General features: G+C 62.9%; 12 protein-coding genes and 2 pseudogenes. 9 read left to right on the forward strand and 5 right to left on the reverse strand.

The window, feature by feature from the left end; translation table 11 throughout:
- The 3 genes and pseudogenes from EXQ71_12495 (at position 1) to EXQ71_12505 (ending at position 3166) form a co-directional block, all read left to right on the forward strand.
- Positions 1-159, forward strand: a pseudogene (locus EXQ71_12495) (PE-PPE domain-containing protein).
- A gap of 1545 nt (positions 160-1704) precedes the next feature.
- Positions 1705-1842, forward strand: a pseudogene (locus EXQ71_12500) (protein FilE).
- Between the two features lie 679 nt (positions 1843-2521).
- Positions 2522-3166 carry a hypothetical protein gene (locus EXQ71_12505; GenBank protein ID MSO88314.1) on the forward strand — a complete coding sequence of 215 codons (645 nt, stop codon included), beginning with the start codon at positions 2522-2524 and terminating at the stop codon, positions 3164-3166.
- Here the strand turns inward: EXQ71_12505 and EXQ71_12510 are convergent.
- The 3 genes from EXQ71_12510 to EXQ71_12520 form a co-directional block, all read right to left on the reverse strand.
- Positions 3145-4080: a glycosyltransferase family 2 protein gene (locus tag EXQ71_12510; protein ID MSO88315.1), complete on the reverse strand. Its 936-nt coding sequence runs from the start codon at positions 4078-4080 to the stop codon at positions 3145-3147. The two genes, EXQ71_12505 and EXQ71_12510, sit on opposite strands and share 22 nt — an antisense overlap.
- 19 nt (positions 4081-4099) lie before the next feature.
- Positions 4100-4846, reverse strand: a complete 747-nt coding sequence (locus EXQ71_12515; protein MSO88316.1) for a hypothetical protein — start codon at positions 4844-4846, stop codon at positions 4100-4102.
- Between the two features lie 86 nt (positions 4847-4932).
- On the reverse strand, positions 4933-6534 hold the full coding sequence (locus EXQ71_12520) for a hypothetical protein (GenBank protein ID MSO88317.1): 1602 nt from the start codon (positions 6532-6534) through the stop codon (positions 4933-4935).
- A gap of 470 nt (positions 6535-7004) precedes the next feature.
- Between EXQ71_12520 and EXQ71_12525 the strand changes: the two genes are divergently transcribed.
- The 5 genes from EXQ71_12525 (at position 7005) to EXQ71_12545 (ending at position 12387) form a co-directional block, all read left to right on the forward strand.
- Positions 7005-9077: a DUF4012 domain-containing protein gene (locus EXQ71_12525; protein MSO88318.1), complete on the forward strand. Its 2073-nt coding sequence runs from the start codon at positions 7005-7007 to the stop codon at positions 9075-9077.
- Positions 9078-9181: 104 nt separating this feature from the next.
- Positions 9182-9670: an LPXTG cell wall anchor domain-containing protein gene (locus tag EXQ71_12530; protein ID MSO88319.1), complete on the forward strand. Its 489-nt coding sequence runs from the start codon at positions 9182-9184 to the stop codon at positions 9668-9670.
- Positions 9671-9766: 96 nt separating this feature from the next.
- The gene (locus EXQ71_12535) at positions 9767-10678 is read left to right on the forward strand and encodes a hypothetical protein (protein ID MSO88320.1); all 912 of its coding nucleotides are present in this window, start codon (positions 9767-9769) and stop codon (positions 10676-10678) included.
- A gap of 110 nt (positions 10679-10788) precedes the next feature.
- Positions 10789-12036, forward strand: a complete 1248-nt coding sequence (locus EXQ71_12540) for an ammonium transporter (GenBank protein MSO88321.1) — start codon at positions 10789-10791, stop codon at positions 12034-12036.
- Positions 12037-12048: 12 nt separating this feature from the next.
- Positions 12049-12387, forward strand: a complete 339-nt coding sequence (locus EXQ71_12545) for a P-II family nitrogen regulator (GenBank protein MSO88322.1) — start codon at positions 12049-12051, stop codon at positions 12385-12387.
- A gap of 4 nt (positions 12388-12391) precedes the next feature.
- On the opposite strand, the gene EXQ71_12550 is transcribed toward EXQ71_12545, so the two are convergent.
- Positions 12392-13105 (reverse strand): aquaporin Z, encoded by a 714-nt coding sequence (locus EXQ71_12550; GenBank protein ID MSO88323.1) that lies wholly within the window; start codon positions 13103-13105, stop codon positions 12392-12394.
- Positions 13106-13205: 100 nt separating this feature from the next.
- Between EXQ71_12550 and murA the strand changes: the two genes are divergently transcribed.
- Positions 13206-14501 (forward strand): UDP-N-acetylglucosamine 1-carboxyvinyltransferase, encoded by a 1296-nt coding sequence (murA, locus tag EXQ71_12555; GenBank protein ID MSO88324.1) that lies wholly within the window; start codon positions 13206-13208, stop codon positions 14499-14501.
- Positions 14502-14513: 12 nt separating this feature from the next.
- Here the strand turns inward: murA and EXQ71_12560 are convergent, their stop codons facing one another.
- Positions 14514-14720, reverse strand: a complete 207-nt coding sequence (locus EXQ71_12560; GenBank protein ID MSO88325.1) for a hypothetical protein — start codon at positions 14718-14720, stop codon at positions 14514-14516.
- Positions 14721-14852: the final 132 nt, after the last annotated feature.

The following is a 14852-nucleotide window of genomic DNA, read 5'->3' on the forward strand; positions in this document are numbered from 1 at the left end:
CCAACGGCCACGACACCAACGGCCACGACACCAACGGCCACGACACCAACGGCCACGACACCAACGGCCACGACACCAACGGCCACGACACCAACGGCCACGGCACCAACGGCCACGGCACCAACGGCCACGGCACCAACGGCCACGGCACCAACGGCCTCCTGCCCCTGTTTTCTATCGTTTCGACGCCCGAGGACCTCGCCGCAGCGAATGACCGCCGGGACGAAAGTGCCACGCCTGTCGGGGCCGGGCTTGAACCGAGCGCCACGGCGGGGGTCGCCGTTGCCGGCGGCATGATCCTTGCCACGCTCATCGCCACACAGGGCATGGGGCAAGACCACGTGGGAGTAGTGCTCTTCCCGTTGGCCGGGATTGTTCTAGCCATTGCCTTTGGTCGACGATGCCACCGCCTCCGACCCAATGAGCCCTGGCTGCCCCGGCTAATCCTCCTTGGCACGATCTTCAAGATCGTGGCCGCGGCGGCTAGGTACTTCAGCCTCACTTTCATATACCAGAACGCGGGCGACGCGTACGTTTACGACCGAGAAGGTCGTGAACTGGTTGCGTTTTGGGCTGGCGAACGCGCCACATCCCCTATGGAGGGAATGGCCCTCAGCGGAAGCAACATGATCAGGTTTCTGACCGGCGTTCTCTACTACCTCTTCGGGAGAGACCAGCTCGCCGGGTTCTTCTTATTCGGATTGCTGGCGGTGCTCGGATCATACTTCTGGTACCGGGCCATCAGTGATGCGGTGCCCTATGTGAATCAGCGCCTCGCCCTGATTTTCATGCTGTTCGTCCCCAGCATCGTGTTCTGGCCGGCCGCACTGGGCAAGGAAGCCCTGATGCAACTCGGTCTCGGTGCCCTGGCCTGGGCCACCTCTTTGGTGCTCAGGAACCACATTACTCGTGCCATCCCACTTGCCCTTGGAGGCGGTCTCCTCCTGTTTGCAATTCGGCCCCACCTATTGGCGCTCGCCACGGTGGCCGCAGCTATCCCATACTTCGTGGGGCGTACTCGACGGTCAAGCGACAACGTCTCCGCCACTCGACCATTCGCCATGGTGGCCCTCGGCATTCTGGTGGTCTTCACCGTCACCGCTGGAACACGGTTTATTGGCTTGGAAAGCCTTTCGCTTGACTCTGTCGAAGAGCAACTTGATGCCCAAACATCAGCTACCTCCTACGGTGGATCCACGTACTCAACCGGCGGAAACTCGATAACTAATCCATTGTTCCTGCCGCGCAGTGCCATCACTGTGCTCTTCAGGCCCTTTCTCTGGGAGTCGGGAAACGGACTTCAGATGCTGGCAGCCATCGAGTCAGCTCTGCTGCTCTGGCTCGTTATTTACCGATTCTCGTCTATCCGCCTCGCACTACAGCGTTGCCGAAAGGACCCCTTCCTCCTCTACTGCATCACGCTTCTCGTTCTCTACTCAGCGAGTTTCTCCTCATTGGCCAACTTCGGCCTCCTCACCCGCCAACGCTCGCTTGTACTACCGGCGCTGTACGCCTTACTAGCGCTGGAGCCAAAGCTATTCCGACCTGATGCCGACGCCCCACGCATGGCCTCCGGTCGGCCCATCGCGGCCAGTGCCTCGAGCGCCGTCACCGCAGCTGTCGCGAAATCAACCGCAGCCAACAGCGCCCCCGTCTGGGTGGATCGGGTCCGGTACGAGACAGTTGCTGTGGGGGCCAGGGCGGCCAACGGCACCAACGGCACCAACGGCAAGACCAACGGCACCAACGGCAAGACCAACGGCACCAACGGCAAGACCAACGGCACCAACGGCACCAACGGCACCAACGGCACCAACGGCACCAACGGCACCAACGGAGCCGGGCCTGAGCGCGACGGGATTGACCGTTCGGAAGAGCTCTAGGCTTGGTGCGGCCATCAGGCCGAATGCCCCTGCGTGGCCTGAGTGAGTCAGCGCAATAGCCCGACGGCTGGTGTCACGGATTGGCGCCTGGACCACCCGAACGCAAACGACGAGCCGCTTCGGATCGGCGAAACGGGCCCATACCGATCGATTTTTCACATGTCCTGCGTGGTCCGCCCTTCGACACCGATTTTGCCAACTCGACGCGCTCCGTATGCATGGACGGCAGACCAGGACCCAACCCCCGCCCGGTCGCGGCCGCCCGAACAAAGGATTGAGCGCCCAGCCTTGGCTGGTCAGTCCCATCTAGGGGCAGTGCTGTGAACCATCGAGTTGTCCCCGGTGAGCCCGGCTGGAACCGATCAGCACTGCTTGATCCCCGCCCACCAGGGCAGCATCACCGGGGTGGGCCGCGAGGGCAAACGGCCCGCGACCAATGCGATACCTACCCCAGCGAACGATCTGCATGCACGCCCACCGCGGACTATCTCTAGCTTTCATCTGATGGAGGCATCTCTGCCAATAACCAGCCGAACGATGACGATTCATTCGTCGAATCGAACCTCGGCACGGCCCTCGGGCACCACTAGGATAAAGGTCTCGAACATGTCGGGCGTCGTCCCACTGGTCAAAGACCCATGAACCCAACTCCCGCCGACCCTCTTCACGTACATGACAGAGACAGCGCCGTAGCCCGTGACGGTTTTTGGAGAGAGCGTCGGTCCCGGCATCCCCAGTTCTGTTCAGCCGTCATCGCCGACGCAAGATGCACCATGACCTACCGAGGAGAGGGCACCCAATTTCGCTCTCGGCGCCATGCTGCAGCGCAATGCCTGCGCCTTCTTGTAGTCAGTGATGCCTTCTTTGCCCAGGTCTGCTATCGAGCGAAGGCTCGAATGCAATCGCTCCGAGTGCCGTTTCTCCCACGGGTGGCCCATTGGTTGGCCATGACAAGTGCCCAGGTTTGCATCGGGGATCCCGTCGTCATCGCACCCGGGCTGTACCTCCTGCACGGACAGGTGGTGATTGACGGAATCACCTCCATCGGTCCCAACGTTCGTATCGCTCCATTTGTAACGATTGGACTACGCAGTGGGGATTTCGAGGGACCCAGCGTCGGCGCCAACGTGGAGATCGGCAGCGGTGCCAAGGTCCTCGGTACCGTTCGAGTTGGGACAGGCGCCAGAATCGGTGCCAACGCCGTTGTGCTCACCGACGTTCCCGCCCGCACCACGGCCATCGGTGTGCCCGCACGAATACATCACGGCCCTTCGTCGGCCTGACCGACGCGCTGAGCAGTACCCACCGACGCAGCCAGGTAGGGCAGGTAGGCCGAGGTCACCGACCCTAAGAACAGCGGCTGGTTTGACGGCGGCCGATGAGCACGGCCACAAATTGCCTCATAGTCGGCCCGCATCTCCTCCTGAGTAAGCCGGCCCGAGGTAGCCGCACCGCCGTGGGTCTGGTGGAAGGTTCCTTCCCCAAGGAGCACCACCAGTTGGGCATCGTCGAGGGCACAGACCCGTCGATAAAGGTCGTGGTTCACCATTCCCCCACCGGGTAGAGCAAACCGGTCATCAAGGCCCCCCACCTGATCCCAGGTTTGGCGGTGCAGGAAAAGCGAGCTACTTTCCCCCATGGCACCGAAGAGCCCACGCGCCGATGAGGCTGCCGGGGTGGCGATCGAGAAAAGCCCGTAGCCGTCGGTCTCCCAGCCCGCCTGCTCCAGTAGCTTGTCCTCCGCGGCCTCGTCGTATCCTGCTCCCTCGGCCAATCCCGACGCGCCCGGGCCGAGATGCCAAGCGGGCGCCGTCACGACAGCGCGTTGCGCCACCGCTGCCCCGCGAAGGGCCCCCGCGAGCAGACCCGGGGAAACCATCCGGGCGCCATCAATGATCAGGCCGACCACCGCACCCCGGGCCCGCGAGATGCCCTGATTGGCAGCCCTCACTGGCGATACTGCTGCCCCCTCAATTCGGTGCAGGGACACCGAAGCCTCGGCACCAGCGGGGAGGGCCGCTTCCAACGGGACGGATGAACCGTTGTCCACCACCACGACCTCGTAGTCGTCGGGATCAATGTTGCGTTGGTACGGACATGCCAGCGAGCGCAGCGTGCGAGGAAGCTCGCGCTCCATGTCATGGGCCACCACCACCACGCTGAGGGCGATTTCCGACTGCTCCGGCGGGTCGTTCATCACTGCACCGGCCCCGATTTTACGAGCGTCGCCGTCGCCACACCACGGCGATCAATACGCCTGCGGCCACCACCGCCACCGCCACCCTAACTGCATCAGAAGCGGCGTTGCTCGATCCACCGCTCGCACCGTCCGGCCCGGTCTCGGCGGCCTCGGCGGCCTCGGCCTCGGTGGTCGCAGTGAGATAATCGTCGGCCTGTTGCGTCCCTGCTGTTTCGATCAACTTTGCCTTTCCTTCGAGTGCGTCGGTGACTCGTGGTACGGCCAAGAACCAATCCTCTTGAGGAGGCGGCGGTCCCCCGGGAGCAGCAACTACTGGTTGTTCCTGGGGCCAGGATATGAACACCTTGTCCGCGCTGGCCGCGTAATAGACCGTGTTTACTCCTAGGTTGCCCGGACCCCACTGGCCGGAGACATCGACACGAGTAACCGGTAGATCCTTCGAGGGCGCCTCAACAGACTCAGGGCCTCCGAAGAAGGCGGTACCCACCCAAGACTGAACGAACACGGCGGCCTGGTAGGCGCTCAAGGAGCGGACCTCTGATCCGTCACCCGGAGTGATAACTGCGCCAGAGAAGTACAGGTTGTCGCCGATTCCCACCATGCCAGCCAGCGGGTCCTCGGACGCCACCGCTGGTTCGCCAGCCTCATGGTCCTCACCCTCATGTGCCGACGCTGGCCGCCCCGAGGCCAACCCAACCGTGAGAACTCCGATCAAAATCAGCCCAACCCAGAGTCCTCTTCGCATCTTCAGTTCGCCCCGCATCCCCATATCGTAACCGACGCGGGAGGGGGCGAGCCCGCAGGCCCGCCCCCTCCCTTGTGCTATCTAGTTGTTACTAACCAACCAGATCAACCGTTACCACACTTGAAGCTCACTGTCGCCACGCCCGCAGGGTAGTTGCAAAGCCGAGTGAACTGAGCTAGCGGCGAGTAGACGATGCCAGCGGTGTTTGACACAAGTGTCGCTGCGGTGACGTAGCCCGCTTGGTAGGTAGCGGCTTCTTCCAGGTTGCGAACCTGCGCCGTCCCGGGACGGCCCGTACCTGTGGGCAGAATGGCCACAGAATGGGTTTGAGCCTGCACTCGCAACGAGTAACCGAGGCCCGGCGAGGTCGCCGTTCCTGAGCACATCGCAATGGTCGTCGGAGCGTTCGGGGCCACGATGGAGTAGGTGTTGTCGAGGCTGGCCGGGACGCTTGTTTCGACCACGAAAGCGGAGAAGTCCGCTGCCGACGTATCGAAGTAAAGTTGGCCGATTACCTTCACACCAGTCGGCGGCGTGTTGAACGCTGCCGACCCGGCGAAGTCTGCCGGGTTATTCCAAGTAGCGACTACTCCGAAGCCTTCTGGTTCCTCAGCCGAGCAGGCCTGCGATCCAGCCACCAGACTGGGGTTGAGGTCCAACTGGATGCCCTGTTGACCAACCTGATCGTCAGTAGCCACGCCATTGGGTGCCGTAACCGTGGCATCGCCCACGATCAAATTGAACCCAGGAGCGGCAACGACGGTCATGCCGCCGGTGGCGACGGTGGCGGTGGTGCCAGCGATTGAGCTGATGTAACTGTTAGCCGGGATACCAACGCCCGTGTCGTCGGAGACCGGAAGACCGATGTCCTCAGCCTTGAACTTGCAGGCGGAACTGGTGATAACGGTCGCCGTCCTGGTGGCGCCACCGCAGAAGCGGGAGCTCGTCGAAAACCCCGATCCACCGATGGTGAGCGTTGTGAACGGGGCAACGGTACCGCTGTCGGCGGCGGTGGTCGCATTGTTTATGGTGGCGGAAACACCGGGAACGACGGCAGTGATTTCGGTGTCCGGAGCGATTTCCGTTCCACTCACGCTGAGCCCGACATCGGTTGCCTGGAAGTTCAGGAGCGCTGAGGTGATTACGAAACCCCCGAGAATAAAGTCGACGTTGCCACCCGCCGTTGCCGTGTTCGCCATACGACGAGCGCGGAAGTTATCAATCCTGAATTGCTGGTTGATAAGCAACGCACTAGTCGTGGGTGCGCTCAACGTGACGAGGCAACCAGCGCTGATGCTCTTGACGAAGGTGCCAGCGGCGATGCCGCCCGCGATGTAGGGCTGGCGAGTAATCGTGTGGTTCACCCAGCCAGTGATGCCGGCGCAGTTGGTAAGGGTAAAGGTGCTAGCTCCGAGAGCGATGGCAGCGGTGGCAGTGACTGTGCGGGCCGCCCCGTTGTGGTAGTTGGCGTTACCAAAATCTGAGAAGGTGAAGGCTGCGGCAACCTGACTAGTCCCGGGCTGATTGTTGAAGAGGCAGGAGACGACAACCCCGCTCTGGGAGCTGGGCTGCGCCGGGTAGTGGCCGATCTCAGCACCTGCGCCGGCACTGAGGTTGCAACCGTCGCCGGTAACCGGAACGGCCGAGGCCGGACTGGCACTGAGTAGTGGAGCAAGCATGGCAGTCGCAAAAGCAACTGCCAGCAACGTAGACCTAGTTCGACGCATGAAAAATCCCCCGTGGGTGAGTTGAGTGGGTCTTATCGTGGCGAACGAAGAAGCCCCCCGGCCGCTCACACGTTGTTTTTACCAGAGAACCTGGGGAAGATGCCAATAAAATCTCAGGAAATTTGGACGACGTGTTGTCCCGACAGCACTGATTCCCGGCAACGACCGCGATTAATCCGTCCCGCAAGCCCCGTAGGATCCGGGCTGTGAGCACAACAACCCACGGGCCAGAAGGGCCCGGCAGCCCGACCACGCTCGTGAGCCGAGTTCCCAGTGCGACGATCTGGGCGGTAGCGCTAGTGAGCGGCGTCGGGGCGATAGCCGCTTACCCCCAACCAACCGCCTATTCAGTCAGCGACATAGTGGTCAGCGCGGCTGTCGGCGTCGGAGTACCGCTGGCCTCCTCATACAGCCGACCACGGGCATGGCTAGCCGCATCCCTCATTGCTGTGGCGAGCGCCGCCGGCGTCTGGATCGGGATCGCTGGCGCCACGGTCGCACTCAGCGCCATCGCCGGACGCGGCTCCGGGCCCATCAAAGGCAGGCTGGTAGGAGCGGTGATCGGTGCCGCCGTTGTTCAGACAATGCTCCGACAACCGCCAGATCGACTCCTCATCAACGCGACCGCCGCGCTGCTAGCAGTGGGTTGTCTGAGCGTCTCCGCCTGGCCATCCATCAGCGACCGGGCTCGCGCGCGCCTCCGGATCCTGGCAATGATCGGGGGAGGCGCAACGGCCATCGCCGTCAGCGGCATGGTGCTGTCGGTACTCCTTTCCCGCCAAGCCCTACAAGAAGGCATCCAAGAGGCCAACGCGGGGTTGAATGCCGTCCAGATCGGCCAAAGCAGCGTCGCTGCTGACCACCTCGACAACGCCGAACGCTCGTTCAGTGCGGCGCACCACAACTTCAGTGCGTGGTACGCCAAACCGGCTCTACTCCTCCCGGGGATCGGCCAGCAATCTCGGGCCCTCGCGGTGCTCACTCAGGAGGGCTCCCACCTCGCTGCCGATACCGCTACTTCCACACGCGCCACTCAAGTAGAGGATCTGCGGGTAACTGAGGGCCGAGTTGACCTCGACCGTGTCCGGGCGATGAGGGAACCGCTCGCGGCCATCCAAGGCTCCCTGGCCCGCACCAGCGACGGCACTCGCCGAGCCGAATCACCCTGGCTACTGGCGCCGGTGGCTAGTCGCTTGGCTTCGTTCCAGCGCTCAATCGACCGTGCCACCGAAGACGCTCAGACCGCGGCGGCGGCAGTGGAAGTGATCCCCGATCTACTCGGTGAGGATGGGCCGCGCCGCTACTTTGTGGCGTTCGCAACTCCGGCTGAAACACGAGACCTCGGCGGATTCATGGGGGCGTATGCCCTGTTGGTGGTGGACGACGGAGAGATCAAACTCCAAAAAACAGGCCGAGTGAACGACCTCAACGAGCGGTTCCAGGGCCGCCAACTTGCTGACCGCGCCGTGTTCCCAGACGGCTTCCTCGCCCTGCGGCCGGAACGGTACTGGCAAAACATCACCGGGTCGGCGGACTTTCCGACCACCGCCGAAGCCGCTCGACAAATGTGGCGCCCGCCCGCCCTTCCACTCGATGGTGTCCTCTACATGGACCCCCAGGCCCTGGCCAATATGTTGCAACTCACTGGACCCATCACACTCCCGGGCTACCCCCGCCCCCTGACCGCCACCACGGCCGCCCCCTTCCTCCTTAGAAATCAGTACACCACCTTCCCCGACGACCAATCCCTTGTCGACTCAGCCGAAACCCGCCACGACTTCCTCCTAGAAGCCGCCCAGAGCGTCTTCGAGAAGCTGACCTCGGGCGATCTACCCGGACCGCGCCAACTCGCCGATACAATGGCTCCGGCAGTACAGGCCCGCCGGTTGCTCTTCCACAGCTTCCACCCCGACGAACAAGCCCTCATCAAACGCCTGCACCTCGACGGCACACTTCCTGCAGTAGACGGCGACTTTCTCTCGGTACGGGCCTCTAACCGGGGTCGCAGCAAAATCGATGTGTTCATGCACCGGACGGTGACCTACGACGTAGCGGTGGACCCCGAGAATGACACGGTGCGCTCCACAGTGACGGTGCGGGTCCGAAACGATGCCCCAGCCTCTGGCCTGCCGGACCCCGTGATCGGTAACCGCCTCAAGTTCCCCCCCGGAACGAACTCCACCACCGTTGCGGTGTACACACCGCTCGACCTAGTCGATGTGAGAATGGACGGCGAGTCCATCAACCGGGGTGCCGCCGCGGAATACGACCGCAACCGCTACTGGGCCCTTCTCGATATCCCCCCGGGTGGCACACAAACCGTGACCTTCACGCTCGAAGGCACCATGGACCTCCGCGCCGGCTACCACCTCGACGTTGTGCCGCAGCCAATGGTGAACAACGACCGGTTCCAAATCAACGTGGAGGGGCCGAAAGGCTGGATTGGCTACGGCCGAGACACCCTGACGAAACAACTTCAGCAGGACGCCGCGCTGAACGTCTTTTTCCTTCCCCCCCACTGACAGAAAGAGCCCTCGCTTGGGAAACCTGGACTATGCCGCCGCTATAGGGGCATACTTATTCCTCACCGTTCCGTCGGAACGATCTAGCCCGCCTGGAGTTCCGAATGATTCGTCGTCTCTTGCTCGCACTTGCCTTTCTAGTTGCGGCTGTTGGTGTGGCTGCGGCCTCCCCGACCGGTGCTGCCACCCAACAGAGTTACGCTGGCTGCGTAGCCACCATCTCGTCGGAAACGCCCACCGCTGGGGAGGTCGTGACGGTAGAGGGGACGGGCGCAACCGCCAGCGGCACCGTCACAGCCTCACTCGATGGCAAGAGCATCGGCTACGGCACCGCCACCGACGCAGGTGCCTTCAGCTTCAGCGCCACCATCCCGGCCACCGCCAATGGCGACCAGACCGTGGACGTCGACTGTGGTGATGCCGTTGTAGTAGTCCTCGACATCACGGTGGGCGCAGCAACTCCGGGCTCCCCCACGCTGCCCGCGACCGGCAGCGACTCACTCCCGCTAGCAGGCATGGGCCTTGCCGCCCTGGCCATCGGCATCGTGGTCCTGATAGGTGCTCGTCTGCGCTCCAAGTCGGCATCGATCTAACCGCTCCGGGCCTCGTAGGCCCCGAGACTTGAAGTGGAACTGAAAGCGCCGATCCCATGCCGTGGGGTCGGCGCTTTCAGTTCTAAGACCCGGGGAATGGGCGACCAGCCGATAGACAGCACCCATGAGTCCTGCCGACGTATGAAACCCCTGATGCCCGCCCTCCGACAGCGACTCCGCCAACTACCCAGACGCAGTTACGCCCTTACCAAGTGGCGCCTCCTGCGCCGCATGGACCGCGATCGTGAAGATCCCATCGTTGTGTTCTGTATGAGCAAGACCGCCAGCAGTGCCATCGTTCGAGCGGCTCAACAACGCCTGCAGCGGCCCGTGTACAAAGTTCACCTCCTCACCCCGATGGCCGTGGCCCAGGTCGAGGCGAACTACCGCCGTACGGACCCGACCGCCCGACCGCGTCACATCCTTCACGCCTCCCATCTCCTCCGTCGCCCACCAACAACGGAACACCCCTGGGCAGTGATCACGATCGTGCGCGAGCCCATTGGGCGTTCGGCCTCCGATTTCTTCCAGTCCGGAGAACGCCTTGGCCGCCTGGGTGATCCCGCGACCACCACGGCCTCCTTCCTCCGCTTCGCCACGGCCCAAGGCATCCCTCGCACGATCGGCTGGTTCGACCGCGAACTCCACGTCAGCCTCGGCATCAACGTCTACGAGCACCCATTCGATCCCGCCGTCGGCTATGCCATCATCGAAACCCCGTCCGTTCGCCTCCTCATCCTTCGCCAGGAAAGCCTCGACGTGGCGCCCCAGGCCCTCGGCCACTTCCTCGGGCTCCCCGAACCTCTAGTCCTGGCGCGCGAAAACGACGCGGCCCGTAAGCCCTACTCCGCCCTCTACGACACGGTGCTGAGCGAAGCCCGCGTTACCCAGCGCACCCTCGATCTCGCCTACACCTCGCGCTTCGCACAGCACTTCTACAGCCCGGCAGAACTCGACGGGTTTCGCACCCGATGGGGTACACCAAGCCCCAGTCGCCCACCCTCCTGACAAGACAATCCCCCTTCTGTCTGTTCACAAGACGGCATGAAAGCGGAAACCGGCCGGAAACAGTCTCGCGAGAAAGTGGTGCCTGACGCACTCATCAACCAAGGAGCGACATGGACTTCGCGTTGGATTCAGGCAACACCGCATGGCTGCTCATGTCCACGGCACTGGTGCTGTTCATGACCCCGGGACTGGCGCTCTTCTACGGCGGCATGGTTCGCGGCAAGAACGTGCTCGCCATGTTGATGCAAAACATCTTCGCCATGGGAATCCTGGCGGTCCTGTGGGCGGTCGTGGTGTTTAGTCTCGTCTTTGCCAACTCCGGAGACGGTGGCTTCATCGGCAACTTCGACTACCTGCTCCTCAACAAGGTTGGTATCGGAGGCTCCCCCGAAGGTTTCTTCGAGTTCCTGACCATTCCCTTCATCCTCTTCTGCGCCTACCAGATGACCTTTGCCATCATCACGCCTGCGCTGATCACAGGGGCCACCGCCGACCGGCTCAAGTTCGCTGGATACGCCACCTTCATCGCAGTGTGGTTGGTTCTCGTCTACGCCCCGGTGGCCCACATGGTGTTTGCGGGCGGATGGCTCGCCAAGATGGGCGCCCTGGACTTCGCCGGCGGGACCGTGGTGCACATCAACGCCGGCGCCGCTGCCCTCGCGGCAATCCTGGTCGTCGGCAAGCGCAAGGGCTACCCCCATGAGCCGATGCACCCCCACAGCCTCCCCTTCACGGTGCTCGGAACCGGCATCCTGTGGTTTGGCTGGGCTGGGTTCAACGCCGGATCTGCGCTCGCCGCCGATGGCATCGCCGCCCAGGCCCTCATCAACACCATCCTGGCGCCAGCGGCGGCCATGCTTGGCTGGCTGCTGGTAGAAAAAATCAAACACGGCTACGCCACCACCCTCGGCGCCGCCTCTGGAGCCGTCGCCGGCCTTGTGGCCATCACCCCCTGCGCCGGCTTTGTCGGCGGGATGTCGCCGATCTACATCGGATTCGGAGCCGGCATCATCTGCTACCTCGCCCTCGGGCTCAAGTCCAAGTTCCGCTTCGACGACAGCCTCGACGTGATCGCCGTGCACCTCGTAGGCGGCCTGTTTGGAGCGATCGTGCTCGGCCTGTTCGCCGATGAGGCCATCAATGCGGCCGTGACCAACCCTGGGCTCTTCATGGGCGGTGGGACCGATCTCCTCCAGGACCAGATCGTGGCCTCCCTGGTAACGCTGGTCTACGCCTTTACGGTTAGTTACATCATTGCCAAAGTCATCCAAACCACCATCGGCCTCCGGGCCACCGACGAGCAACAGGATGTGGGGCTCGACCAGAGCCTCCACGCCGAGACGGCCTACTCGAACTGACGGGAGCAACCCATGAAACTGATTACCGCAGTCATCAAGCCGTTCAAGCTCGACGATGTGAAGGAGGCCCTCAAGGCCGCCGGCATCAACGGCATGACGGTCACCGAAGTGCAAGGATTTGGCCGCCAATCAGGCCACACGGAGGTGTACCGCGGCGCCGAATACACCGTCGAGTTTGTCCCCAAGGTCAAGATCGAGTTGCTGGTAGACGACAGCCGGAGCGACGACATCATCGCCGCCCTAGCCAAGGCCGCTCGCACCGAGAAGATCGGAGACGGCAAGATCTGGACCGTCGACGTACCCGATGTCCTGCGTATCCGGACCGGTGAACGAGGGAGCGACGCCGTCTAGCTGGCTACGGGGCGGCCGGTTCCGGGGCAGGACTCAACAGTGCCCCGTACAGGAAAACACCGAGCAGCGCCCCAGCCGCCGGAGCCACGATGAACAACCACAATTGTTCAATGGCGTCGATGCCGCCGAAGAGGGCCACCCCGATGGAGCGAGCAGGATTCACCGAGGTATTGGTGACCGGAATACTGATGAGGTGGATGAGCGTGAGTGCCAGACCGATGGCCACCGGAGCGGAAACCTGAGGAATCCGCTTGTCGGTGACCCCCATGATGATGATGAGGAAGAACGCCGTCATCACGACCTCACAGACCAGACACGACCACAGCGAGTAGCCCCCGGGGGAGAAGTCGCCGTAGCCGTTGGTGGCAAAACTGCCCGCCTTCCCGGTCGTCGGATCGAACCCCGCCTTCCCGCTCGCAATCATCAGTAACACCGCGCCGGCCAACACCGCTCCCACCAATTGGGAAGCGACGTACGGAGCAACGTGTTTCGCCTCGAAGCGCTTGCCGTGCCACAAACCCAGCGTGATCGCCGGGTTGAAGTGACCCCCAGAAATATGGCCGACGGCGTAGACCATCGTGAGCACGGTAAGACCGAAGGCCAACGAGATTCCCAGCGTTCCCACGCCACCTTCACCACCGGCTATGACCGCCGCGCCGCAGCCACCCAGCACCAGCCAAAAGGTGCCGAATGCTTCCGCTCCAAGACACTTTTTCATCTCCATTACATCTCCCATCGTCAACCGATTCTTATGCCATCCAGAAGAATCCCCGGCTGCCCTTACCGAGTCAACAACCCGGTGCGATTAGCCTAGGCCTATGGATGCGTGGCAGATCGAACCCAGCGGACCTCTCAAAGGCGATGTCCACGTGGCTGGGTCCAAAAACGCCGTCACCAAACACATGGTGGCCGCCCTCCTCGCCGATACACCCTCCAAGATCACCAACGCCCCCGCTGTGGGTGACGTGGGCATTACCGCCGACATCCTGCGATCGATCGGCCTTGAGGTCATCATCGAGAGCGACACCATCACCGTGGTACCCACTCCACAACCCAATGCCCGCGTTCCGCTCGAATTCTCCGGCCTCAACCGCATCCCCATCCTCCTGCTCGGTCCATTGCTGCACCGCGCCCACGAGGCCTTCGTACCCCTCGTGGGGGGCGACCAAATCGGCCAACGTCCGGTGGACTTTCACGTGAGTGCCCTCCGGCAGATGGGCGCCGAAGTCGAAGTGCAACCCGACGGAATCACCGCCCGCATCGCCGGTCGACTCCAAGGCACGCGCGTCGTCCTCCCGTACCCATCCGTAGGCGCAACTGAGACGGTCCTGCTCTCCTCCGTGCTCGCCGAAGGCCGCACAGTGATCCACAATGCCGCCACCGAGCCCGAGGTGGTGGAGTTGGCGCTGTTTCTCCAGCGCATGGGGGCTCAGATCGCGTTGCAACCCGACCGGCGCTTCGTGATCGAAGGAGTGGCGTCTCTCAACGGAGCCAATGCCCACCTGCAGGGAGACCGCCTAGAAGCCTTCTCGTACCTCGTGGCCGGGTTGATGACCGGCGGTCGGGTGCGGGTGGGCGGCTGCAACCAAGACCGCCTAGTCACCGCCATCAATACCCTGCAGTGCATGGGCGCCCACTTCGACATCGACGACACCTGGATCAGCGCCAGCGCCGACCAACTCACTCCCTCCGCCATACACACCGACACGCACCCAGGGTTCATGACCGACTGGCAACCACCACTCATCGTGCTCATGACCCAGGCCGACGGCATGTCGGTGCTACACGAGACGGTGTACGAAGACCGCCTCGGCTACGTCGAAGCCCTCAAAGAAATGGGCGGGGAGATCGAACTCTTCGACACCTGTCTGGGCGGACCAGCCTGCCGATTCCACGACTCCTCGGCGGTGCACTCCGCCGTGGTTCGGGGCAAATCGAAATTGCAAGGGGCCGACGTCACCATCCCCGATGTGCGAGCCGGATTCTCATCGGTCATCGCGGCAGCCGCCGCCGAGGGATCCTCCACCCTCCAGGGCATCCATCACCTCGAACGCGGTTACAACCAGCCCTTCTCCACACTGGAGTCGCTTGGCCTTCGTCTCAGCCGAGTCTGACCCTCCCCGAGATCAACCGCTCAGAAGGCTGCCCAGCGCCCACAGGGCCGCCATCAGCCCAACGATGGCAAAGCCGATGCTACGCCCCAACGGGGCACGGTCGAGGTCGCCATCCTTCCGGGCCACCGGAGGGCGAACAATTGCCCCAAGGCTTCCCACCGCCATGGCGCCACCTATGGCCATGACGAGGTAGGCGAGAATGTCTGGTCCCCCGAGCATCTCCCCCAGGTTACCGACCTGCGCGGACAAGACAGATCTTCCGCCTGGTCGAAATTTTTTTGTAAAAACCCCTCAAGTTGAGTGGCGAAGGGGCCGATGACCTTGATGATCAGTGGATAACGCCCCCACCGA

The sequence above is a fragment of the Acidimicrobiia bacterium genome (genome assembly GCA_009694375.1).
Classification (GTDB): domain Bacteria; phylum Actinomycetota; class Acidimicrobiia; order Acidimicrobiales; family VFJN01; genus VFJN01.